Raw genomic sequence first — 23,258 nt, 5'->3', positions numbered from 1 at the left:
AATGAACCTGCCCGATCTGTCGTCTTATCGATCAAAATTCATTCACAACGGACTTGAGCTGCCTTTACCTGTCGTTGAACATCAGCCGGAAGGGCTGTTAAACTCGTTACCTGCTCCTCCGTTCGGCAAAAAAAGCTGGCCATGGGACAAGCAAACCAGTCCTTCCGTCTTTGATCAAAACTTTAAATGGCCAAAGCTTACCATCGTTACTCCTTCCTATAACCAGGCCAGCTTTTTAGAGCAAACCATCAGGTCTGTACTGTTGCAGAATTATCCTAACCTGGAGTATATTGTTATTGATGGCGGCAGCAACGATGGCTCCCTGCAGATCATCGAAAAATATGCACCCTGGATCAGTTACGAGCAGCACGAAAAAGACCGGGGACAAAGCCATGCTATCAATATGGGGTTCAGTTTGTCGTCGGGGGATTACCATGCATGGATTAACAGTGATGACTTCTACCTTGAAGGTGTATTTGCTTCAGTGATGAGCAAGTTCATCAAAACGGGGGTTGATTTTGTTTATGGCTACGGCATTGACCATGATGTTTTAACCGGTCAGGAGAAAACTAACCGCATCCTTCCCTTTACGGACTATTTTATCAAAATCCCCGGATTGGTGCAACCGTCAACCTTTTGGAACGCGCGTATCCATGAACCGATTTGGGAAGAACTTCATTGCGCACTTGATTATGAGCTTTGGCTCCGGCTGGTAAAAGGGCGCAGCCGGTTGCTCATCAAACAACCGCTATCGGTAGCGCATATCCATGATCAAGCAAAAACCCACTCGCCCAAAATGAAAGCGCAGTGGGAGGCGGACCATCAAATGATTTGGGCAGCCAATGCGCATGGCAGGGTGGACGAATGGAAAAAGATCATGTTTTTAAACAGGATCAGGATCAAACTTTACTCCTTATTTTATCAACTTAACCCTTTCAAATAGTCGCAGGGTGTCTAAACGTTGCGTTACCGAGCTTACTTATTTCTGTATTACGGGCATGGAGACGGCCTGAAAAGTCAAAAATTATACCAAGCGGGCTCACAGCAACTAATGCGGAGATCATTCTTTCTGTGTGTCATGAATATATCAATGAGTCAAACCGGTACTACAACTAAAATAATAAACGATATGAAGTCTGGGAATCTGATTTACAGCATTTTTCTTACAACTATTTCCTGATCCATGCTGTTTAATTCCCTCCTGTTCCTTACATTTTTTGTCATCGTAACGATTACCTATTATTTGTTACCGCATAAATTCAGGTGGTTTTGGCTTTTGGCTGCCAGTAGTTACTTTTATATGTACTTTAAGCCTGCGTATATCCTAATCATCCTGTTCACGATCATTGTTGATTATTTCGCCGGCATTCTTATTCAGGGTTCAAAGGGTAAAATGCGTAAATTATATCTTGTCCTAAGCATTTTGACCAATGTTGGCGTCCTCGCATTTTATAAGTATTTCAACTTCCTGGCCATTAATTTGAACTTCGCTTTAGGTTCATTTCATGGCCAGCAACTACCCTTGCTTCAATTTATATTGCCCATCGGCCTGTCATTCCACACGTTCCAGGCCATGAGTTATACCATCGAGGTCTACCGCGGTAACCAACCGGCCGAACGGCATCTGGGACTTTACGCGCTATACGTCATGTTTTATCCGCAAATGGTGGCCGGCCCTATCGAGCGCCCGCAGCATATTCTGCCACAATTGCACCGGGCCAGGAACTTTTCGGGCAGGGCACTTCTAAACGGTCTATTTTTCATTGCCATAGGGATGGTCAAAAAAGTAGTGATTGCTGATCGGTTGGGACTGTTTGTTGACCCGGTATTTAACGATCCGCATGCGCACACTTGGCTCGAGTTACTGATTGCTACTTATTTTTTTGCTTTCCAAATCTATTGTGATTTTAGCGGTTATTCGGACATTGCCGTTGGCGCGGCACTTGTATTAGGGGTCGAATTGATGCAGAATTTCAATTTGCCTTATCTTGCCACCAATGTATCGGAATTTTGGAAACGCTGGCATATTTCACTTTCTACGTGGTTTCGCGATTATATTTATATCCCCTTAGGCGGCAACAGGAAAAGCTTTATGATAACGTGTGTTAATCTGATGATCGTATTCACCCTAAGTGGGCTGTGGCACGGTGCCAATTGGAAATATATTTTCTGGGGCGCGATCCATGGCCTGTTGTTGGTCGCCTATCAACTATTGAACAAGTTTAATATCCGTATTAAAGGCTTTACATTCATAAAATGGTTTGTTACATTTAACCTGGTTTGCCTGGCATGGGTGTTTTTCAGGGCTAATACTACAGGCGATGCCATTTATATTTTAAATAAAATATTCCGCGGTCGTCATTTAAGCCATCTGCCGATCCAAACCCTGCCGGTCAACGAGTTTGGTTATTGCGTGCTCATCATTTTAGCCTTGCTGCTAGGCGAGCGTTATCTGCGCCAGGTGAAGGATGGTTCGGCGGCACAAAAACTTGTCATTATCAGCGTGCTTACCATTACCTGCTATTTTTTGGGAATTTTTAATGATGCACAATTCATTTATTTTCAGTTTTAATGCGTAAAGTAGCCGGTATATTCATACTAATAACAAGCATCTCGATATTGGCGCTAGCCATGAATCAGTCTTTCATGAACAAAATAAAGTCTGAGAAATACTTCGATCATCTTTACCCCGGTAAGGCTACGGAAAACGCCATATATAAAGCAGTGTTTGTACATTCTGACCGATGGCGGTATGGTGATCTTTACGGCCTTAGTTATTTACATCAGTATAAATATGAACTGGAGCCTTTTAAACAATACCCTGCCCGAAGCAGGCCAGTCACTAACCGGATACTTTACATTATAGGAGATAGCTTCCTAGCGGATAAGATACTAAGCGGTGCTTTCCATGCATTTGATGATGTCTATTTTTTTGACCGGCGTTTTCCTTTTGGTCCTGTAAAGCTCGATAGCACGAAACAAAACTACCTCATCATGGAGTTTGCCGAGCGAAATCTAAATGGTTACAGCATCGGTAAAACAAGTGAAGTAAGGTGGACAAATAAAGAAATCGGAACGCGGGCAAATCTTCGTACTGTTCCTTATTCGGAAAAAATCCCCCAACCCCATACGTCCATTATAGACCGGTTAAGTACCATACTTTTCAATAAAGATCTGAGCCGTAACCTTGAGCTGATACTTTTTGATAATAAAATGGTCACTCCTTTTAAAGAGGCAAAAGCATCGTTGAATTATCGCCTATTTGGCCGGGTGGCGAACGAGGTGGCTGTCAGTAGTAACAAGGAAAGACTTTTCTTAAGCCTTACGGTTGATACCGGCAGCTTTCAATCAGCATTCAGGCCAAAATCCGCTCAAGCTATCGACTCTATGGTTCACAACCTAGATGAAGCCGCCAAATATTACAGCGCCATCGGTTTTAAACAGGTTTTTTTGTCGATTATCCCAAATTCGGTCTCAATTTATGATTCCGGCCGAATGCCCTATAACCACCTGCTGCAAAGAGTCGAACAATCAACGCATATTCCGATCATTTCGCTATTCGAGGCTTATAAAGCAGACCGACGCAACCTGTTCTATAAAAGTGACGCGCACTGGAATCCTTCGGGTTTGGACGTCTGGGTAAACAAAACAAACAGCGTATTAAATTCAACCCTTTATTGACTCCTTTTTTCTCGATCATTATTCCATTGTATAACAGCGGCAAAACGCTACAACGTACGCTGGATAGCATTACCTGCCAAAGGTTCAAGGACTTTGAACTGGTTTTAGTCGACGGCGGATCTGTTGATGATACGCGCCTGATTATAGCTAACCTGCAAAAAACAAAGCGTCTCGCCGCTCAGTTTATTTCTGGCCCCGATCAGGGCATCTATGACGCCATGAACAAAGGCATTGGTATGGCAACAGGGCAATGGCTTTATTTCATGGGGGGGGATGACATGCTTGCTGGACCCAATACCCTGCAGACGGTTTATAACGCCATAAAACACCACACAGCCCATTTATTTTACGGTAATGTTACCGGCGCGGAATCCGGTACGAGATATGCAGATGATACGCCGGATAAGGTTTTGTCGCGCGGTATCCATCACCAGGGAATTTTTTACAAACGGGAAATATTTGATTATACCGGTAAATACGATCTCCGTTTCAAGGTGGCGGCTGATTATCATTTAACCATAAAGATTTTTTGCAATACCTCTTTTAAAACACAGTATATTAATACCGATATCGCTTTTTTTGGGGAGGCCGGCTTAAGCTCAACGCTTTTCGATTACCCTTTTTACAGCTATCGCTACCGCTTATTGGCTCAAAATCAGGCAACTGATAAAATTACGGCTAAAGCCGCATGCCTAGATCAGTCGATTTATTGCTGCCTTTATCTTGCAAAAGAAAAGGATAGAATGGGTTTTGCATGGGCTAACCTGTTATTTTACTTGACCACCCGCAACCCGACCGGAATCCCTCAACGGCTGAGGTCCTTTTGGAGGATGATCGCCTGGAGCCTAAAAATAACCGGATGAACGTAGCGCTGATTACACCTTATTTTCCAGATGAGCGCACTCTTGATAGCGGCATAGCTAACCATTACCAGCTGCTGGCTCAAAATCTCGCGGCGGCGGGTCATCATATCGTAGTTGTGCATGTGCGGCCGAGTTACGAACATGAGCAGGACACTTTCAGTAAACACAGCCCCGCTTCACAAATCACCGTACTAACCTTTAAAGTTAGGGTGCCCGCAATAATTAACCGTCTTTTCAAAAACCAATGGGCTATCGTAGATATGGTGTTGAAACTCCGGTGCATGCTGGTTACTGCAGGGGCTATCCGTGGTATAATCAAGGAATATCACATTCAAATTATCGAAACCAGCAGTTATTTCTCGCTTTGCTATTTTTTATCACACAAAAAGATCAGAATTCCGCTTGTGGTACGCGTAAGCACCACATTTTCTCAGATGCTGACCGGCCATTATCCTTTTAAATCGAGAGGGATGGACCTGATAGCGGCTATGGAAATAGCGTTCATAAAAAAAAGCAGGCAGCTCATCACCCATGCGAAAAGCCACGCAATCGAGTTGGAAAAACTTTATGGGCTAGACGCCCGAAGCTTCAGGATCATAGCGCATGGAATAAGCATCCCAACGCTAAAAACTAGGTCGGGAAGCGATGTCACACGCGTAAAAGTACTGTATGTCGGCAGGCTCGAATACCGCAAAGGCACAGATGTGTTACTATCTGCCATACCCCTGGTGTTGCAGCAGTGTCCTCACGTGTTTTTTGAATTGATTGGCAATGATCCCGGCAATCAGAATCAAAGAGAGTTTGAGCAAAAGAATGAAACCGACATTTTGGCAAGGGTATCATTTAGAGGCAGGATCGACCTTACCTCATTAACCAACGCCTATCAAAGCTGTGATATATTTGTCGCGCCTTCCCGTTATGAATCGTTCGGTCTCATATTTATCGAAGCCATGAGTTTTGCTAAACCAGCTATAGGCTGTGCCGTGGGCGGAGTGCCGGATATCATTATCGATCATTACAACGGTTTATTTGCCCGACCTGGTGACGCGCAAAACCTTGCCGACATGGTGATACGGCTGGCGAAAAATGAAAGTTTACGTAAGGTGATGGGGTCTAATGCAAGAAAAACAGTTGAAGAAAGATTTTCAGGCAAAAAATTGGCCGCAGATTCAATACATTATTACCAAACACTTCTTGTAAATACTTAATGAGACTTTCAGTACTCATCCCAACTTACAACCCTGATTGCGGACGGCTAACGCAGACACTGGCTGGGTTAAAAAAGCAAACACTAGATACCTGTAACTGGGAGCTTATCCTCATCGACAATAATTCATCAAACAATTTCCAGGCGCGGCTTGACCTTGCCTGGCATCCGTCCGCTAAAATAGTTACCGAAAATAAACAAGGTTTAACTTATGCTCGCCTGAGGGGGTTTAATGAATCAACAGGCGATATCATTGTAATGGTTGATGATGATAATATATTGAATAATGATTACCTGGAGCAGGTGGTTTCTATCTTTAATCAAAGCCCTGATTTGGGCGCTATTGGAGGTAAATCATTACCATGGTTTGAAACTGAACCGCCTGCGTGGCTTCATGAATTTCATGTCAACCTGGCCCTCCGTGATCTAGGCGATAATCCTATCCTTTCCGTCTGGGACCAAAAGTATCCCGACGCTGCTCCTATCGGAGCAGGTATGGGCATCCGGCGGGAAGCCTTAGAATCATACACCGAAAAAATAGCTTCCGGAAAAAGCAAGATCAGCGACCGCACCAGTATTTCACTGAGTTCGGGCGGGGATAACGAGATAGTGCTCGAAATACTGAAGTTGGGCTGGCAAGTTGGTTATTGCCCGCAGCTACAATTACAGCATATCATCCCTGCACAGCGTATGGAAGTGGCTTATCTTGCCCGTTTGGTGCGCCAAACCAACAAATCATGGGTACAGCTATTGCAAAGTCACGGCATTAACCCATGGCGAAGAATATCACACCTTGGTGTACTGCCCAGAAAAATCAAAGCCTGGTTTATTTATAAAGCCTGGCAGAGCCAACCTTCCTACATCAAATGGCAAGCCGCATGCGGCTTATATGAGGGCTTAGCCGGCTTGCCCTCAGATTAACAGATGCAGACGCTCATTAATTTTTTATATCGCAACCCGAAGGCCAGACTTAAACATTTTCGTCGGTTTGGTGGTTATTTCAATTATCGTAAAATGATGGCTGCCCGTAAACAAATGGAACAAGCATCATTCACTTTACCACCCGTCATATCGGTAAGCGAAGGATTGGCGATACATTTTTTAACGGGAAAAAAATACCTGTATCAAACGTTATTTTGCATCCGGTCGTTGATCCTTGTATCAAAAGCAAAGTTCAGGTTTGTATTGGTCGATGACGGCAGTTTTGACGACGAGCTCATTAACAGAATCAATAAACAACTGCCGGAGGCTGAAATCGTTACCAAAAATATCATAACGCAAAACCTTGAAAAGGTAATTCCAAAGGCACACTTCCCCTATCTGCATCATAAGCGGGCAGTTTATCCGCACATCAAAAAATTAACAGACATCCATACCCTATCAGGCGATGCATGGAAACTGGTACTCGATTCAGATATGCTTTTCTGGGACGAACCCTGTGAAATCCTAGAATGGCTGTGCGCACCGAAACATGCCCTGCACATGACTGATTGCGATGAGGCATACGGTTATTCAACAAAACTGATGGAAGAATTGTCCGGCAAAACAGTTAAACCCTTAATCAATGTCGGCGCAATAGGTTTAAACAGCGATGCAATCAATTGGGAGGATCTGGAGCGATGGACGGAGGTGTTAGAGAAGCGGGAAGGAACCTCTTATTATTTAGAACAGGCGCTATCCGCAATGTTGGTAGGTGACCATAATGCCTCTGCACTTCCGGCTGATATCTATATCGTTAACCCCGGAAAGAAGGCCGTAACCGAACAAGCCGGTTCGTTACATCATTACGTCGACCTTTCAAAAGAGGGGTATTATAAACAGGCATGGAAAAAGCTGATTTGAAAACGCCACCCCTCGTTTCGGTATGTATTCCGGCCTATAATTGTGAAAAGTACGTAGGCGAGGCGATCCAATCCATACTAGCGCAAAGTTACCCCCATATCGAGATCATTGTTGTTGACGACGGCTCTACCGACAGCACATGGAATGCAATCCGTCAGGTTGATAATGAGCGTTTAAGATCAATCGCATCTGCCAATAAAGGAGCTTCCGCCGCCAGAAATCTTGCTTATCACAACTCAACCGGTGAATACGTTATCTTTTTTGATGCCGATGACCTGCTTTCCAAGGATTTCATTGCAAGACAGGTGAACAGGATTGATGCCCGAAACGATGTTATTGTCCTATCCGGTTGGGGCCGGTTTTATAACGATGACCTAACAACATTTCAAAAGGAAGAAATCCCCTATCAGGAGATGCACCTTACAGAATGGGTCAATACCTACTGGTACAAGGGCGCGCCCATGACCGCGCCCGGGCGTTCCCTCATTCCCCGCGAGCTCCTAAAAAAAACCGATTTGTGGAACGAAGATTTAAGCTTAAATGATGACCTGGAATTTTATACCCGGTTATTTGTGAAGGCCCAACGCATCCTGTTCTGCCCCGATGCCCTGCTCTATTATCGCTCGGGCATTGGGGGATTGTCAGGCCATAAAGGAGATAAGGCTTATCGCTCGTTACTTCGATCAATAAGCTTGTCTGTCAATTATGTTCTGCAAGCGACCGGTAACGATACGCAGATAGAACAAAGTTGCGCCAATATGCTGCAGGGCTTTATTTATGAGGTATATCCGCGCCATCGCGACCTTATTAAAGAAGCTCAAAAACAAATTGCTGAACTTGCAAAACCAAATCTTAAATTTATGGCTGGCGGGTTAACCAGCTACATCGTGCCCATTTTTGGATGGAAGCTAACTAAACGGATCAAATCGTTTTTAACTAGTGGTCGTAGCTAAATATTTTTGAAGACATCATTAACTACCCGTTCTTTGAACATCACGATAGTCAGTCAGTCGCATCTTTGCCGCAACCCAAGGGTGCTTAAAGAGGCCCTTGCCCTGTCAAAGGCTGGCCATTCTATTACGATATTTACCGCAATTTATAGCCATGATCTTTATCAGGAGGATCTGTCATTACTGGCAGGTACTGGCATCTGCTATGAAATATACAGCGATTTACGAGTACAAAACTTTGCTGCCGTCAAAGCAAGATTGAGCAGAAAATTTTGGCAGTTTACGAAATGTATAGGCGTTGAAAGCAAGTACAGCCTTGGCTACAACGCGTCTCGTTTAAAAAAACGGATTTTGAGCAGACCAGCCCATCTATATATTATGCATCAGGAATTGGCGACGGTCATCGGCAGCCGAATGGTAAAAAAGTATAAAGTAGTTTTTGATATTGAAGACTGGTATTCGGAAGATCTTTTACCGATCGCCCGTAAAAACAGGCCGATAAAACTTTTAAAGCGCTCTGAAAAAACAGCGATTGAAAAAGGGGCTGCCTGTTATACGACATCCTATGCGATGGCAAAGGGTCTTCAGGCATTATATAAAACAACCAACAGTCCATCGGTTATTTACAATTCGTTTGTCGCTAACGAGCAGGTGGATTTTTCGCCTCAGCACGATTTTTTGCACTTATATTGGATCTCGCAAACCATAGGCGAAGGCCGGGGGCTGGAGTTTTTCATTTACTGCATGGGCCAAAGTACGACCAAATGTAAACTTAGCTTAAGGGGTAATGTTTTGGAGGCTTATAAAATCAGCCTCAACGCTTTATTATCACCTAAAGACAGTATTGATTTTTTGCCGATGTTAAAAAACGAGGAGATACAAACAGATATGGCCCGTTATGATGTTGGCCTGGCGCTTGAGCCGGATAGCCCACTCAACAAAGACCTCACCATATCAAACAAGCTTTTTCATTATATGGCGGCGGGTCTGCCGGTAATTGCCTCAGACACCAAAGGACAGTCCGAGATCGCAAAACAATGTCCAGATCTTGTTATGATCTATCAACAAAGCCAGGCAGGGGAGTTAACCGGTATTTTAAACCGGCTTGGCGAGCAATTACCAAACGGCCAGTTAAACGGTCTAAAAACCCGGGTACTAGATTTTTATACTGCTAACTTTGCCTGGCCTGGCCAGGCCGGTAAATTAACAGCCCTAATCCATTCTATTTTTGAATCAGAAAGTTAGCTTACAGATCAATCTTGCACCAGGTGATTTCCCCCATGTGCAACACCTGCTTCCCCATCAGCTCAACCGGTTGCAAGCACAGGTTAATGAAATTATACTGACTGTAGATACCCAGCCGGGTAACGGCCGGTTTGCAGATGGCTGGTTTAAGCATGAGAGTTCGCTGAAGCATTGGCTAGAAACAGTTATTGAGCCAAATTACCCGGTTAAGATCGTACCTGTTAATTATACTCCCGCGGTTAAGCAGGAAGTAGCACGATATTTTTTCAACAAGGACAATATACCTGTTAAAGACTTTCGCGGCGGTCCGTTTTATGCATATTTTTTTGGCTTACATACGGCGGCCAACGACCTTGTTTTTCATTTAGATTCGGATATATTTTTAGGTGGCGGCAGCCCACAATGGGTCGAGGAAGCTGTCAAATATTTAAAAGATGACTTATCCTGCTTTGTGATGGCACCATTGCCGGGCCCGCCCCGCGATGATGACACTTTAGTGGATCAGCGCATTATCGAAAAAATCGCCCCTTTCACCTGGCAACTGGAAGGGATGAGCACCAGGATCTTTTTAATGGATAGATCAAAATTCAAAGCCCATAAACTGGAATTGGATAAACCCTCTTTGCGAATGCAATTAAAGGCGATTATTGAGCAGCACGATATTGCCGAACTGCCAGAACGTTTAATAGCGAACTACATCAAGTCGCACAATTTAAAACGGATCGACTTTTTGGGGACGGCCAAAGGTATGTGGTCATTACACCCGCCTTATCGTACAGCGTCATTTTACAAACAACTGCCCGAAATTATCAGGCAGGTAGAAGCCAATAATCTGCCCCTGAGACAACGTGGGTTTTATGATCTGATCGATGAAGTTTGCGATTGGACCGAGGCACGTGAAAAAATAAAACAGAATAGATGGTGGAGACGGTAGCCACGAAAATAACAGCGAAAAACGCCGTCACGACCATTGTACTGATGGTATCAATCGGGAATCGTTTGCATTTAAGTAATTATACTTACCCACGCCTCGCCGCTTGGGCTTCATCTCAAGGATATGCGAGTTTGTTAATCAGAGAGAGAATAACAAATGATAGCCTTGCGCCACATTTCCAAAAATTGATAGCTCATCGTTTAGCTCCTGGTTATAAACGGTATATCATTATAGATGATGACTTGATGCTAAAAAGGGATAGCCCGCCAATGCTTGACTTTGATGAGGACAAAATAGGCCTGTGTAAGGACCCTGTTCAGTCAAATACTCAAGCCGGTCATGTTAAATGGACAGGCAACACGGGTTTTATAGTTGCCTATGAGAAATCCCTGCAACTTTTGGAACAAGCTTATCTTAACGGAGAGTATCCTTATAATTGTTGGGACAAAAGCGGGCAGGGGATCTGGGGACCGCATGACCAGGCTGCATTGAATAATGTTGTGTTTCAAAAAGACCTCGTTCATCAGCTCGATTGGCGGTGGAATTACCAAATAGTGGTGGATTATTATACCAACCACGGTAAGGGCTGGCATAAATGGACACACAGCCACTTTTATCGGCTAGGATTTTATTTTTCCCTTTTGCTACCTTTTAGTCAGACCAGGAAATTGTTGGATCAATGCTACGGGCTACACATGACCATGGGGGTTTACCCAAAGTTTTTTTCCTGTATTTTTAAATAACTACTAAAGCGTGTTGAAAAAACTCCTCGTCATATCCCCTTACTTTCCACCGGTAAACGCTGCCGACATGCAAAGAGTACGCATGAGCCTGCCTTATTTCACTACCCTCGGGTGGGACGTTGAAGTGGTTACCGTCGATCCGATATTTGCAGACCTTGCGGAGGATGACCTATTATTGCAAAGCGTTCCCGCTTCGGTAAGAATACACTACGTTAAGGCACTGCACAAAAGCTTCACTTCAAAGTTTGGTTTAGGCAGCATCGCGATACGTTCACTATGGTACTATAAACAAAAGGTGAACAGCATTTTAAAGGCCGATAAATTCGATTTAATTTATTTTTCCACTACACAGTTCCCGGTTTGTGTGTTGGGTGCGTATTGGAAAAAGCGGTTCGGCACACCCTATGTTATTGACATGCAGGACCCTTGGCATTCTGATTATTACAAAAATAGACCCAGAAGCGAGCAACCACCAAAATACTGGTTTGCCTACCGGCTAAATAAATACCTGGAGCCTATTGCCATAAAAAATGCAGATGGATTGGTCAGCGTATCGACAGGTTACCTTGATCAGCTTAAGTCCCGATACCCAACAATCAGAAAAATCCCTTCAGCAGTGATCACTTTCGGCGCTTTTGCACCCGACTTGCAAATCGCAAAGGATAACCGAGCGGAGTTTAAGCCACTATTAAATAATGAACACGTAAATGTGGTTTATATCGGCCGCGGAGGAAAAGATATGAAAAAGGCCATCGATCCGGTTTTCGCGGCTTTTAAAAGCATGCTGGAACAGGACGTAGAAAAGTTCTCTAAAATCAGGTTTCATTTTATCGGCACCAGTTATGCTTCCATGGGTAAAGGCGTTCAAACCATTTCTCCGCTGGCACGGCAACATGGCATTGAAAAGTATGTCATTGAAAGGACGGACCGCATCAGTTATTATCATACTTTAGTAACGTTGCAACAGGCCAATGCGCTTTTTATCCCAGGTTCTGACGACCCGCAATATACGGCGTCAAAAATATTCCCGTATCTGCTGACGAGCAATCCGGTATTGGCTATTTTTAATAAACAGAGTTCTGCAATAAAGATAATGAGCGACTATGGCGTCCAGCATGTTTACAGCTACGAGGAGGTCAGCCCAACCCAGCTTTCGTTCTTTTTTAAACAGTTGATGGATGATACCTATGATACGGTGCGCTACAATGTTCATTCGATAGAAAAATATTCGGCTGCAAAAATGGCGCAAGCGCAATGTCATTTATTTGATCAGGTAATTAATGCCGGCAGTTGAACGTAACATTGCTTTGCTAAACCACCCGTTTGTCCCTTTACGGCACCTATTTAACCACGGTTTTTACCAAAACCTGATGCATTTGAAATAAGGCAGAAACCACCTCATGCAAAAGTTAGCCATCATCATAACGCACCCAATTCAGTATTATGCCCCGGTATTTAAATTGCTTCAGGAACGGCAAAATATTCTTATCAATGTATTTTATACCTGGGGTGAGGCCGCTCAACATAAATTTGATCCGGGTTTTGGCAAAAACATAAGCTGGGACATCCCGCTATTGGACGGATACCCATATGAATGGGTACATAATATCGCTTCAGATCCGGGTTCACACCATGCTAAGGGAATTGATAACCCGGGGCTTATTGAACAAGTACTCCACTGGCAGCCTGATGCTATCTTGATCTATGGCTGGTTTTACAAAAGCCATCTGAAAGCTATACGCTATTTTAAAGGAAAGGTGCCGGTTATTTTTCGCGGTGATTCCACTTTACTTGATGATAGCGGCGGTTTGAGATCGGTAGTGAGAAGTTTTTTTTTAAGATGGGTTTACAGTAAGGTGGACCATGCTTTATATACAGGCACGAACAATAAACGCTATTTTAAAAAGTTCGGCTTAAAGGAGGCGCGATTAACGTTCGCGCCACATGCTGTTGACAACGACAGGTTTGCTGCAGCAAGGGATAACGAAGCCGAAGCCTTGCGAACGCAATTAGGCATAGGGAAAAACGAAATCCTGATTCTTTTTGCCGGCAAGTTCCAACCCAAGAAAGCACCGGATCTGCTGCTAACGGCCTTTACTGAACTGAGAATTCCCGGCGCGCATCTGCTTTTTACAGGTAACGGAGTTCTGGAAAACGAGCTAAAAAATAAAGCAACCGGACATAAGAATATCCACTTTACCGAGTTCAAAAATCAAAATGATATGCCCGTGATTTATCAGGCTTGTGATTTGTTTTGTCTGCCTTCTAAGGGCCCCGGCGAAACCTGGGGACTTGCCGTGAATGAGGCGATGGCTTGCGGTAAAGCTATCATCGTATCAAATAAATCAGGATGTGCGGTTGATTTAGTTAAACCCGGCTTAAATGGTTACATTTTTGATATAGGCCAACCAGCTATGTTGCGTGAGTATTTATTTGAACTGGCTTCTTCCAAAAGCTCGTTACAAGGATTCGGAGAGCAGTCCAGGATTATTATAAAGGATTGGAACTTTACAAAAATCGCGGCAGCGATCGAAGATGTAGTTGTAAGCTATAACTGCCATTTATAAAAACATGCAAATTAAAGGAATAGAGAGATACTTGGCGCTGTTTATCCCGTTTTTCCTGGCTGTTATATTCCAGAAAGATCCGGCTACTTCTTATTTGATTTCCTGGTCAGGTTCCTTTTTTATATTTCTGATCACCTTGTCAGGATGGGTAAAACCTTTACCCAACGACAGGACTTTGGGTGAGCAGTTGATGCGCCCTTTGTTTATCATGCAAATTATTTTTGCAGGATTCATGAGCTGCACATCTATTTTCTATTTTTTAGATACGCTTGGTTATAACGATTTTAAAAAGATCAGCAACTTTTACCTCGTTGATCAAAGCCGCATAATGCTTCTTGCCCAGTGCCAGCGTTATTATTGCTTGGCACATGCTTCATTTGTAACCGGCATCCTGGTATGCATGAAATATCCAAAGAAGAAAAAATACCATATTGAAAATAACACACTTGCCAATTTATTGCTCAGGATTGCCCTCATCAGTTTTCCTGTTTCTATATTTTTTCTCAAAATACCTGGCTTAAGCCAGTTTTATTTCCAGTTAAGCGCTTTAAGTTTTATAGCAGGTACATTAGCACTTGCATTTGCAATTCCGTTAAAGAAAGCATTAGAAACAACAATATGCTCCTTTTTATACGCCTTCAATCTATACCAGGCATTTCATTCAGGCTTTAAAGAACCTATCATTATAAGTTTGCTTGTATTAGGAGTATTTTTATATCCCATATATAAAAAACTCGTTATTAGCATTTTCGGACCGCTGCTATTCATCTCCTTCTTGTTGTTGCCAAGCTACGTAAACAGCTTCCGTCAAAATGCATGGTCTGGAGAGGCCGACGAAACGGAGTCTTCCCAGATAGCGCTTGATGCGGCTTTAAATAATGATAACGATGAGTCCAATTGGGATTTTTTTGTTTACAGATTGAGCGAAGTCGACATGTTTACAGTGTTTATTCGGTCAACGCCAGAAAATGTTGATTATTACGGCGCAACTTTAATAGAACAATCGATCATCGCCATCATTCCGAGAGCTTTCTGGCCGGAAAAACCCATTACTGAAAATTTGGTCATGGAGCGTGTCTATAATGCCGGAGTGGTAAACAGGCTATCAACTGTATCTGCAAAGCCTGCCTTTGTTGTAGATGCTTACTTATCCGGAGGGCCGTGGGGAATAATTTTTTATTTGTTCCTTTACGGTGCGATTGCACAACTGATATCTATTAAAGCTGAAAGCCTTTTTGGCGGATATGTTTTAGGCTCAGCATTGATTTTCAGCGGATTGTTCCAAATACTATGGCGGGGTTTAAGCTTCGAATTCCTGATCAATTCAGTATTCTGGAGTTATATCAGTATGATCATTATTTTTAATATTTTAAAACGAGCCAAGATTTTAAAACCGGTTTGAAACTTTTACACATCATCGCTGCTTACAAACCAGCCTATGTATATGGCGGACCTACTATGTCAGTAGCAAGATTGTGCGAGCAATTGGTAAAAGGTGGTCAACGTATCCATGTTTATACAACGACCGCCAACGGTGCAGAAGAGCTTAACGTCATGCACAATACTCCTGTTCAAGTTGATGACGTGGTTGTTACGTATTTTAAACGGATCACGAAAGATCACACCCATTTTTCGCCAGCGCTGCTGTGGGCGTTATGGAAAAATGTGCAGCGGTATGATGCTGTCCACGTACATGCCTGGTGGAACCTGGTGTCCGTTTTATCCTGCCTGATTGCCCTGGTCCGTGGGGTGCCGGTTTTTGTATCGCCGCGCGGTACGTTAAGCCCTTATACTTTTCAAAATAAAAATAACCGTATAAAAGAAGTGGTTCATCATTTATTAGGCAAACCGTTATTGAACCGCAGCCATATGCACGCGACCTCCAATCGCGAGGCTGCCGCGTTAAGCAACCTTTTGTCGCCGAAAAGTATCACTACAGTACCAAATTTTGTGAAATTAGGGGCAGTTATACAACCCGGAAAGGCGGAAATCTCCCGCCCCGTGAAACTTATTTTTCTGTCTAGGATAGAAGAAAAAAAGGGCCTTGAAACTCTGTTTGACGCGCTAACCAAAGTTACTGTGCCGTACCGTTTAACCATAGCCGGTGACGGAAAACGGGAATATGTTGATATGTTGAAGGCTTTAGCAGCACATCGCAATATTGCCCAATATATTGATTGGGCAGGATTCATAACTGATAGTAAGTTTGATCTGCTTCGTCAACACGACCTTTTTGTATTGATATCATACGATGAGAACTTTGCCAACGCTGTCATAGAAAGCCTTAGCGTGGGAACGGCTGTATTGATAAGTCAGGAAGTTGGGCTGGCCGAATATGTAAAGGGACACCAATTGGGATGGCTATGTGAACGTAATGCCGGATCAGTAAGCGCCTCCCTGAACGAAATTGCTTTAGATAAAACTGCTGATTTACTGAAGATCAGAGCAACCGCGCCATTGATCATCAGAAAAGACTTTGACGAAGCCCCTTTAACCAAACTTTATACAGACCTTTACACGCAACATTTAATTAAAGAATGAGCATTTATACTGATTACGGATATCCAAACGACAACGCCTGTCACGCGTTTGACTATATGATGCAGCCTTTACTTTCGCTTTTAGACAAATCGAAAAATACATGCATACTTGATATGGGGTGTGGCAATGGATTTTTCGTTAATCACCTTGTCGGCAAAGGCTTCAATGCATACGGCATAGATGCCTCTGAGGAAGGTATTGCCATCGCAAAAAGAACGAATCCCGATCGATTTTTTATCCAGGATCTATCTACAGGCGCTTTACCAGCAGAAATTGCAGGATTTCCTTTCGATACGATTGTTTCCACCGAGGTAATAGAACATTTATACAACCCCTACCTCTTTATAGCGCTTTGCAAAGATGTACTAACAAAAACCAAAGGCGAACTCGTTATTTCCACACCGTATCATGGCTATTTTAAAAACTTATTACTGGGTATTTTCAATAAATGGGATACGCACATGAGCCCGCTATGGCAGGGGGGGCATATCAAATTATGGTCGGTTAAAACACTATCTTTTCTGTTAACGGAATATGGTTTTGTTGTAACGGATTTTAAAGGCACCGGCCGTATCCCTTACCTTTGGAAATCAATGATCATAAAATCCACATTGAAGTGAGGGAAAGTTTAGATATCATTATTTTAACTTTTAACGAAGAAAAAAATATTGAGGCTTGTTTACAAAGCGTTACAGCGCTTAACGGCACCATTTACATTGTTGATTCGGGCTCTACCGATCATACATTGGCTATCTGTAATACATATACAGATCAGGTTTATCATCATCCATTCGAAAATTATTCAGCACAACGTAACTGGGCGCTGAAAAACCTGCCCTTAAGCGGGACGTGGATCCTTAACCTTGACGCCGACCATCGTGTAACAGCAGAACTCGCAACAGAAATGGAATCGTTATTATCTGCAGGCATCGGCACCAGCCTAAACGGCTTTTTAATAAGCCGACGCACAATGTTTATGAATAAATGGATCAGACACGGCGGCCATTACCCTACCTATCATGCGAACATGTTTAGAAACGGGTTTGGCAGTTGCGAAGAAAAACTCTACGACCAGCATTTTGTAATTTCGGGTCAAACAAAGATCCTTCGCGGCGACATCATTGACATCATCACCGATTCGATCAGCACCTTTGTAATAAGGCATAACCATTGGGCCACTCTTGAGGCGCAATACCAGGTCGCTAAAAAAGATCTTTCAGACAACGGTCTAATTCAACCAAATGTTTGGGGAGACCCTATGCAACGCAGGCGTTATATGAAAAATAAGTACGAAGCCTTTCCTTTGTTTGTAAGGCCGGTGCTTTATTTCTTGATCAGGTATTTCTTGAAATTTGGCTTTTTAGACGGCAGGACAGGTTTTGTATTTCATTTTTTACAGGGTTTTTGGTTTAGGATGATAATCGATATTAAGATTTACGAACTTCTGCAATTGAGGAAAAATGAAATTAAATAAGTGCGGCTTAAATCCCGCCGTTTTATTCGCACTTCAGTTTGTATGCCTTTTTGTGTCGCTTTATGGTTTTTATATGGCTTATCTGGGCATTACGGGCCCTGGTGGTTTATACATCGCATTTTTAGATGAGCACTTTAACTTCATAAGCGGACTAAGGCATATTTTGATCGAGAGCGGCGCAGCGATATTAAACATGCTTGGCTATCGAACCCGTACAAATGCTTACCAGTTACTGGTAGCCGGTCATAATATTTTACACATAGGGTTTGATTGCCTTGGCTTTGGGGTTATGTGTTTTTTTACCGCGTTTGTGGTCGCGTATTCCGGAAGTTTTAAATCCAAACTATCTTTTTGGGCCGCTGGTATTGTTACCATACAATTACTAAACATATTGCGCTTTGTTTTACTTGCGCTTTATTGGAAACGTAATAAAAACGTGTACATGTCCGACCATCATACCATCTTTAACATTGTTGTATATATAATTATAGCCATAAGCTTATATTTTTACACGCGCTACCAGGACAAAGCCACAACTTTAAATGCAGCAAACTAATCTTTCGGCATATAACAACCTTCCATATCATCCCGGGGGCAGTTCCCTTAAAAGGGCGTTGTGGTATTATGTTAACGAGCTTGTTTTAAAATCCGGATGGTTGCCGGTAAGTAGTGTTAAAGTTGCACTGTTGCGCTTATTCGGGGCAAACATTGGCAAAGGTGTTATCATAAAGCCAAATGTAAATATCAAATACCCCTGGCACTTAAAAATTGGCAACAACAGTTGGGTGGGCGAAGCAGTTTGGATTGATAATTTAATAACAGTAAACATTGGCAGTAACGTTTGCATCTCGCAGGGGGCAATTTTACAAACGGGCAGCCATAACTATAAAAAAACAAAATTTGATCTCATAACCGCGCCTATTACATTAGAGGATGGTGTTTGGATAGGTTGCGGCGCTATAATCAATCAGGGTGTTACTGCTTCAAGCCATTCTGTGCTTACAAGCGGCTCTGTAGCCACAAAAAGCATGGAAGCTTACAGCATTTACCAGGGCAATCCCGCTCTTAAGGTACGCAGCCGTTCTATCGAATAATTTATATGCCTTTTAAAAATCGACCTGCACACCGCGTTATCCTCATCATAGTATTTACCATTGTTGCAGTGCCAGTTATTTTGGTTATAATCACGCCTGCAGCCATTTTCCCTGACGCAAGCTGGGGCTTCCAGGTGTTGCGGTCTATGGAGTTAGGCGGCCCATTTAATGTACTTACCAGGCCAAGCCAGCAAAATATCGCTTTAAACACCAGCGCGTTTATTTCATGGTGGTCGCCGGGACAATACCTTGTTCCTTATTTTTTTAAGGCCTTGCTTGGCGTAAACACCGGGCATGCAGCATCTTTAACAACCATCTTTTGCCAACTTATTGGTCTTGCAGGTTTTTATCAATTCTTTAAAAAGGCAGGTTTCAGCCCACTAATTAGTGCTTTAAGTTTGCTGGTTATTATTTGCCAGCAGGCATTTTTCACACCGTATATCTTTTACATTGGTGGCGAAACGTTATTGTTCGCTTTCGCGGGATGGTTTCTGTACGGATGCCTTGTGTTCAATAAACCCAATTGGAAGCTAATCCTATTTGTGTTGCTCTCCGGTTGGCTGGGTTTTATCTGTAAATCCTCATTCATCTGGATTTATTTAGCGGGTTTACTCTTTATGTGGATTCGGCTATCAGCGCCAAACCGAAGTGTTAAAGCATGGCTCTTTAAAGGCTTTTGGATAGGCGTCCCCGCGTTAATATCGGTTGTCGTAATTTCGTGGTTGTACCTTTCAAAAGGCTTGAACCCCTCATCAGGCTCAAACGGATTTGATATTAGCTGGAAGGTGTTTACCTTCCCTATTGCCTCTCCTATTCTTGCCGGCTTCTCTGCAGACGACCTGGTAAACGGCTTTATTTTTCATAACGATAAGGCCATTCTATCCGCCGATTGGTCCGCAGCCATACTGATTATACTTGCCGCACTAAGTATCGTGCTGGTGTATAAGATCTGTACGAGCGTGCCTGATAAAAATTATCGCAACGTTGTTATTATAATTTATGGCGTAGCCCTTTTGTTCTTTGGTTCGGCCTTCATGCGCAAACTTGATATTTCATACGAGGCAAGACATTTCAGGATAATTGGGTTACTCATCATACCCGGTACCTTATACCTGGTTAGCCAATATAAAATAGGTTATCAGTTAGTTTTGGGGCTTTGTGTAGTTACTATAGGCTTTTTTACCGCGCGGTTTTACATAGGGGGTTTAAATGGTTTGCGCCATTATACAGCTTACAGCACATCGGGTATTGGCCAGCAGTTTATTGATCAGGAAAGCCTTAATTATATTAAAATGCTGGATGATAAGCACCGGGATGCAACCTTCGTTTTCTTTAGCCCCGATCTTGGACTGGAGATACAGCATAACAGGGTAATTACGCTCGACGCGTTAAATCCCGATATTAGTATCGACTTTGACCAATACATACATAAAGGTCATGCAGGCCCGCTTTATATTATAATGCCCTCATACTATATTGGCATAAGGGCATCGGTACTTCTAAAATCCTTTCCGGGGTACCAAGGTTTTTCGCTCAAAGAGCTAAGCGATAATTACGTGCTTTATTTTGCTACTGAACAGCGAGGATCTGTTGTTAGATAAAATCAACGGCGAAGAAAGCCGGCAGCTATCTTTGTTTTCTTCGATAACACGCCCAGACCCAAACGCCTGGATCATTCAAAAAAAAGTTTAAATCCTAACTCCCTTATTTCTTCGCCGAGCTCTTTTATTTTTTATTTTGGCAGAAACTGCATTGTGATATCGGGCTTGTTGTTCGCATTCATATACAGTACTTCCAATGATACTATATTTAAACAAATTATCCGGGTAACAGTATAAATTTAAAATACATTTAAGTCGTTGACTTAGTAAGAGGGACAATTCTACGCTGCTAAACCGGATAAATTATTTTGTAGGCTTAAATCGTGCATTTTTTTCACAACCTTAAATACTGCATTGGTGATCTATTTTTGAACAAATTTCCGGGTAAAAGTATAAATTGAAATACATTTAAGCCATTAACTTAGTAAAACGTAGAATTCTATGCTGTTAAACCGAATAATTAATTTCTCATAGGCTTTGATTTTGGTTCACCAGGTAATTATTCTTGATCGCAAGATCAGGATCATATAATCGGTCCTGTTTTACGCATGCAAAAACACGTTTGATAATTTTATTTCTAATCGCATTGAGAATCAGCATTCCCGGCTTGCCTTCTTTTTTCTTTCTTATGAAGTATTCTCTGATTTCCTGATCAGCCCTAACCGATCCTATTGCACACATGTGCAACAGAGCTTTAACTTTCTTATTAGCTTGCTGGGAGACTTTAAGGCGTCTGACAATTTTACCAGATTCATTTTTAAAAGGGGCCACTCCCGCGTAACAAGCAAATTTTCGATGTTCTGTAATATCTTTGAACTCATTAGTAACCATAACAAACTGCACCGCCATAACCATTCCGACACATGGTACAGATGTTATGATCTCCATTAATCGACTAAAATCCTTATCGTCCCGTAATAACTTTTTGAGCTGTAATTCTACTTCCCGCAAATCATCCTGCAAAGCCTCTAGACTCTTTGCGCAAGCCTCGACCGACTGTCTTTGAATAGGTTTAGATGTGAATGTCATGATGTCTGCAATCGGCATCTTTAAACTATTTCTTATACCCATTAACCTGCTTCTTAACGAAACCAAACTTTTTAACCTACTCATTTCCAACCGTTCAGGTTTCCAGAGCGTTAATTCATCCTTATTCCTTTGAGCAAATTTTGCTATTCTAACAGCATCGATCTGATCATCTTTCCCCCTGACCAAACCCATCGAATTTTTGATATGACGGGCATTCCCAACGTTAAATTGCCACTTGTTTTTCCAGAGAATACTTATTAGGTGATTAACGTATAGACCTGTTTGCTCCATACAAAATAGCGTCGTTGACGGTTTGATCTTAAGTTTTAATTTGAGCTCTTTCAGGTAATCCGAAATCACTTTCGGCTCATTCAGCTTTGTCTCCCGCAATAGTACCTCTTTATCTTTGATCACTGCAAAGTCAAGTTTATTTTTTGAAACGTCAATTCCAATAAAAACTTTATGCTTTTTTTCTTTGATTTTAGTGGATATCATTTTCAATATTAGCTGTCGTCCAGTGATTTGCTCATGAAACTATGTACAAATGTAAAAAGTGTTGGTTAATTAACCAACACTTTTTACATTTTTTTATTTGATTTTTCCGCTGGCAAAGCCTTGGAAATGAATAGAAGTTTAGACAGGTCTTTTTTGAAGCCATTCGGTGATAACCTGAAAAGATTAAGATTGGCCAAGGGACTATCTTATCGAAAAATGGCTCAAAATTGCTTGATAGATCATGCGGATATTAAAAAATACGAGTTGGGAGAGACGAATCTAAGTCTACTTACTATTTTAGAACTCGCTAAAGGCTTAAATATTGAAGCTAAAGAGCTCCTTAATTTTTAAGGCTTTCTTTCCTTACAAGGCATTTGACGCTAAATAATAAAATCAATCTCGTTTATATATATCCTGCCATAAATAGCCCTTAATGGGTTAGTTGCCGAACTTAGCCAATTTGCCGCAACCACCTGAAGCAGGGGAAGGTCTGCGGTGCGCACAGAGCCCGCTATTCCGGATTGAACAAGTATACACTAATTCTAAGTATATAACAGCTACGGTTCCTAATTCTCCCTCTCCGCATACCATGCCGGTCATTCCCTGAAGGAACATATTGTACCAGCCGGAGTATTGAATCGTTTTTATTATCCTCCTTCCTATCGTCACCTGTCTTTTCAATTTCCGTTCTTTAGGGTCGGTCTAAGACATTCCATAAGGACCAGTGAATCTTGCAGGGCTACTTAACGCGTAGTTCTAAGGTGAATACCGTCTCATCCTTTCCGACAATGGTTCTATACTCTTCTATTTAGTGATCACAGGGTCACAGAACCTGACGCCGTATCATACTCGAATGAGGTCATCCTGCAGTTCCAAATCATTGTGAGATATTTATTTATTGGGCTCACCGCTGTACCGACTGTAACATGCGATTCGAAAGGGTGATCGTTATCTCCCCTACCTTGCCGATTGTCTGATCAAATGTTACCCGG

At 42.5% G+C, this 23,258-nt stretch carries 22 protein-coding genes; 21 read left to right on the top strand and 1 reads right to left on the bottom strand.

What is annotated here, in order from left to right:
- Position 1: 1 nt before the first annotated feature.
- The 20 genes from ACFQZI_RS11280 to ACFQZI_RS11185 all read left to right on the top strand — a co-directional run bounded on the left by ACFQZI_RS11280 (position 2) and on the right by ACFQZI_RS11185 (position 20,742).
- A complete protein-coding gene (locus ACFQZI_RS11280; RefSeq protein WP_377142573.1) occupies positions 2 to 943 on the top strand; it encodes a glycosyltransferase family 2 protein in 942 nt (313 codons plus the stop codon).
- Between the two features lie 240 nt (positions 944 to 1,183).
- Positions 1,184 to 2,572 (top strand): MBOAT family O-acyltransferase, encoded by a 1,389-nt coding sequence (locus ACFQZI_RS11275; RefSeq protein ID WP_377142571.1) that lies wholly within the window; start codon positions 1,184 to 1,186, stop codon positions 2,570 to 2,572.
- Positions 2,573 to 2,646: 74 nt separating this feature from the next.
- A complete protein-coding gene (locus ACFQZI_RS11270; protein ID WP_377142569.1) occupies positions 2,647 to 3,681 on the top strand; it encodes a hypothetical protein in 1,035 nt (344 codons plus the stop codon).
- Entirely contained in the window at positions 3,678 to 4,544 is an 867-nt protein-coding gene (locus ACFQZI_RS11265; RefSeq protein ID WP_377142567.1) for a glycosyltransferase family 2 protein, read from the top strand. The genes ACFQZI_RS11270 and ACFQZI_RS11265 overlap by 4 nt, the downstream gene beginning before the upstream one ends.
- Positions 4,541 to 5,752, top strand: a complete 1,212-nt coding sequence (locus ACFQZI_RS11260; protein WP_377142565.1) for a glycosyltransferase family 4 protein — start codon at positions 4,541 to 4,543, stop codon at positions 5,750 to 5,752. The genes ACFQZI_RS11265 and ACFQZI_RS11260 overlap by 4 nt, the downstream gene beginning before the upstream one ends.
- Positions 5,752 to 6,672 carry a glycosyltransferase gene (locus ACFQZI_RS11255; protein WP_377142563.1) on the top strand — a complete coding sequence of 307 codons (921 nt, stop codon included), beginning with the start codon at positions 5,752 to 5,754 and terminating at the stop codon, positions 6,670 to 6,672. The genes ACFQZI_RS11260 and ACFQZI_RS11255 overlap by 1 nt, the downstream gene beginning before the upstream one ends.
- Positions 6,673 to 6,675: 3 nt before the next feature.
- Positions 6,676 to 7,593: a hypothetical protein gene (locus tag ACFQZI_RS11250; RefSeq protein ID WP_377142561.1), complete on the top strand. Its 918-nt coding sequence runs from the start codon at positions 6,676 to 6,678 to the stop codon at positions 7,591 to 7,593.
- The gene (locus tag ACFQZI_RS11245; RefSeq protein ID WP_377142559.1) at positions 7,575 to 8,546 is read left to right on the top strand and encodes a glycosyltransferase family 2 protein; all 972 of its coding nucleotides are present in this window, start codon (positions 7,575 to 7,577) and stop codon (positions 8,544 to 8,546) included. The genes ACFQZI_RS11250 and ACFQZI_RS11245 overlap by 19 nt, the downstream gene beginning before the upstream one ends.
- A gap of 81 nt (positions 8,547 to 8,627) precedes the next feature.
- The gene (locus ACFQZI_RS11240) at positions 8,628 to 9,788 is read left to right on the top strand and encodes a glycosyltransferase (RefSeq protein WP_377142557.1); all 1,161 of its coding nucleotides are present in this window, start codon (positions 8,628 to 8,630) and stop codon (positions 9,786 to 9,788) included.
- On the top strand, positions 9,772 to 10,722 hold the full coding sequence (locus ACFQZI_RS11235) for a hypothetical protein (protein WP_377142555.1): 951 nt from the start codon (positions 9,772 to 9,774) through the stop codon (positions 10,720 to 10,722). Before ACFQZI_RS11240 ends, ACFQZI_RS11235 begins: the two co-directional genes overlap by 17 nt.
- On the top strand, positions 10,707 to 11,465 hold the full coding sequence (locus tag ACFQZI_RS11230) for a hypothetical protein (RefSeq protein WP_377142553.1): 759 nt from the start codon (positions 10,707 to 10,709) through the stop codon (positions 11,463 to 11,465). The genes ACFQZI_RS11235 and ACFQZI_RS11230 overlap by 16 nt, the downstream gene beginning before the upstream one ends.
- A 13-nt stretch (positions 11,466 to 11,478) precedes the next feature.
- Positions 11,479 to 12,759 (top strand): glycosyltransferase, encoded by a 1,281-nt coding sequence (locus ACFQZI_RS11225; protein ID WP_377142551.1) that lies wholly within the window; start codon positions 11,479 to 11,481, stop codon positions 12,757 to 12,759.
- Between the two features lie 106 nt (positions 12,760 to 12,865).
- Positions 12,866 to 14,032, top strand: coding sequence for a glycosyltransferase family 4 protein (locus ACFQZI_RS11220; RefSeq protein WP_377142549.1), 1,167 nt, complete (start codon positions 12,866 to 12,868; stop codon positions 14,030 to 14,032).
- Positions 14,033 to 14,036: 4 nt separating this feature from the next.
- Positions 14,037 to 15,434, top strand: a complete 1,398-nt coding sequence (locus ACFQZI_RS11215; RefSeq protein ID WP_377142547.1) for an exosortase Y-associated Wzy-like protein — start codon at positions 14,037 to 14,039, stop codon at positions 15,432 to 15,434.
- Positions 15,431 to 16,573, top strand: coding sequence for an XrtY-associated glycosyltransferase XYAG1 (locus tag ACFQZI_RS11210; protein WP_377142545.1), 1,143 nt, complete (start codon positions 15,431 to 15,433; stop codon positions 16,571 to 16,573). The genes ACFQZI_RS11215 and ACFQZI_RS11210 overlap by 4 nt, the downstream gene beginning before the upstream one ends.
- Complete coding sequence (locus ACFQZI_RS11205; RefSeq protein WP_377142543.1) at positions 16,570 to 17,193, top strand: class I SAM-dependent methyltransferase; 624 nt, start codon at positions 16,570 to 16,572, stop codon at positions 17,191 to 17,193. Before ACFQZI_RS11210 ends, ACFQZI_RS11205 begins: the two co-directional genes overlap by 4 nt.
- Positions 17,157 to 18,047, top strand: coding sequence for a glycosyltransferase family 2 protein (locus ACFQZI_RS11200; RefSeq protein WP_377142541.1), 891 nt, complete (start codon positions 17,157 to 17,159; stop codon positions 18,045 to 18,047). The genes ACFQZI_RS11205 and ACFQZI_RS11200 overlap by 37 nt, the downstream gene beginning before the upstream one ends.
- Positions 18,034 to 18,603, top strand: coding sequence for an exosortase Y (gene xrtY / locus ACFQZI_RS11195; protein ID WP_377142539.1), 570 nt, complete (start codon positions 18,034 to 18,036; stop codon positions 18,601 to 18,603). The genes ACFQZI_RS11200 and xrtY overlap by 14 nt, the downstream gene beginning before the upstream one ends.
- Positions 18,590 to 19,141 carry a WcaF family extracellular polysaccharide biosynthesis acetyltransferase gene (locus tag ACFQZI_RS11190; protein WP_377142537.1) on the top strand — a complete coding sequence of 184 codons (552 nt, stop codon included), beginning with the start codon at positions 18,590 to 18,592 and terminating at the stop codon, positions 19,139 to 19,141. Before xrtY ends, ACFQZI_RS11190 begins: the two co-directional genes overlap by 14 nt.
- Positions 19,142 to 19,146: 5 nt before the next feature.
- Positions 19,147 to 20,742 (top strand): hypothetical protein, encoded by a 1,596-nt coding sequence (locus ACFQZI_RS11185; RefSeq protein WP_377142535.1) that lies wholly within the window; start codon positions 19,147 to 19,149, stop codon positions 20,740 to 20,742.
- 468 nt (positions 20,743 to 21,210) lie between these two features.
- Here ACFQZI_RS11185 and ACFQZI_RS11180 read toward each other — a convergent pair whose 3' ends face one another.
- Positions 21,211 to 22,266 (bottom strand): IS110 family transposase, encoded by a 1,056-nt coding sequence (locus ACFQZI_RS11180; RefSeq protein ID WP_377142533.1) that lies wholly within the window; start codon positions 22,264 to 22,266, stop codon positions 21,211 to 21,213.
- A gap of 126 nt (positions 22,267 to 22,392) precedes the next feature.
- Between ACFQZI_RS11180 and ACFQZI_RS11175 the strand changes: the two genes are divergently transcribed.
- A complete protein-coding gene (locus ACFQZI_RS11175; protein ID WP_377142531.1) occupies positions 22,393 to 22,617 on the top strand; it encodes a helix-turn-helix domain-containing protein in 225 nt (74 codons plus the stop codon).
- Positions 22,618 to 23,258: the final 641 nt, after the last annotated feature.

Origin of the sequence: Mucilaginibacter lutimaris (assembly GCF_042676625.1) — a bacterium.
GTDB lineage: Bacteria > Bacteroidota > Bacteroidia > Sphingobacteriales > Sphingobacteriaceae > Mucilaginibacter > Mucilaginibacter lutimaris.
This window is presented reverse-complemented; position numbering and strand designations above follow the sequence as displayed.

What these genes read in the sequence shown, in the direction of transcription:
- ACFQZI_RS11280 (WP_377142573.1), top strand. Translation starts at nt 2, where the DNA reads ATGAACCTGCCCGATCTGTCGTCTTATCGATCAAAATTCATTCACAAC.
- ACFQZI_RS11275 (WP_377142571.1), top strand. Translation starts at nt 1,184, where the DNA reads ATGCTGTTTAATTCCCTCCTGTTCCTTACATTTTTTGTCATCGTAACG.
- ACFQZI_RS11270 (WP_377142569.1), top strand. Translation starts at nt 2,647, where the DNA reads ATGAACAAAATAAAGTCTGAGAAATACTTCGATCATCTTTACCCCGGT.
- ACFQZI_RS11260 (WP_377142565.1), top strand. Translation starts at nt 4,541, where the DNA reads ATGAACGTAGCGCTGATTACACCTTATTTTCCAGATGAGCGCACTCTT.
- ACFQZI_RS11255 (WP_377142563.1), top strand. Translation starts at nt 5,752, where the DNA reads ATGAGACTTTCAGTACTCATCCCAACTTACAACCCTGATTGCGGACGG.
- ACFQZI_RS11250 (WP_377142561.1), top strand. Translation starts at nt 6,676, where the DNA reads ATGCAGACGCTCATTAATTTTTTATATCGCAACCCGAAGGCCAGACTT.
- ACFQZI_RS11245 (WP_377142559.1), top strand. Translation starts at nt 7,575, where the DNA reads ATGGAAAAAGCTGATTTGAAAACGCCACCCCTCGTTTCGGTATGTATT.
- ACFQZI_RS11230 (WP_377142553.1), top strand. Translation starts at nt 10,707, where the DNA reads ATGGTGGAGACGGTAGCCACGAAAATAACAGCGAAAAACGCCGTCACG.
- ACFQZI_RS11220 (WP_377142549.1), top strand. Translation starts at nt 12,866, where the DNA reads ATGCAAAAGTTAGCCATCATCATAACGCACCCAATTCAGTATTATGCC.
- ACFQZI_RS11215 (WP_377142547.1), top strand. Translation starts at nt 14,037, where the DNA reads ATGCAAATTAAAGGAATAGAGAGATACTTGGCGCTGTTTATCCCGTTT.
- ACFQZI_RS11205 (WP_377142543.1), top strand. Translation starts at nt 16,570, where the DNA reads ATGAGCATTTATACTGATTACGGATATCCAAACGACAACGCCTGTCAC.
- xrtY (WP_377142539.1), top strand. Translation starts at nt 18,034, where the DNA reads ATGAAATTAAATAAGTGCGGCTTAAATCCCGCCGTTTTATTCGCACTT.
- ACFQZI_RS11190 (WP_377142537.1), top strand. Translation starts at nt 18,590, where the DNA reads ATGCAGCAAACTAATCTTTCGGCATATAACAACCTTCCATATCATCCC.
- ACFQZI_RS11185 (WP_377142535.1), top strand. Translation starts at nt 19,147, where the DNA reads ATGCCTTTTAAAAATCGACCTGCACACCGCGTTATCCTCATCATAGTA.
- ACFQZI_RS11180 (WP_377142533.1), bottom strand. Translation starts at nt 22,266, where the DNA reads ATGATATCCACTAAAATCAAAGAAAAAAAGCATAAAGTTTTTATTGGA.
- ACFQZI_RS11175 (WP_377142531.1), top strand. Translation starts at nt 22,393, where the DNA reads ATGAATAGAAGTTTAGACAGGTCTTTTTTGAAGCCATTCGGTGATAAC.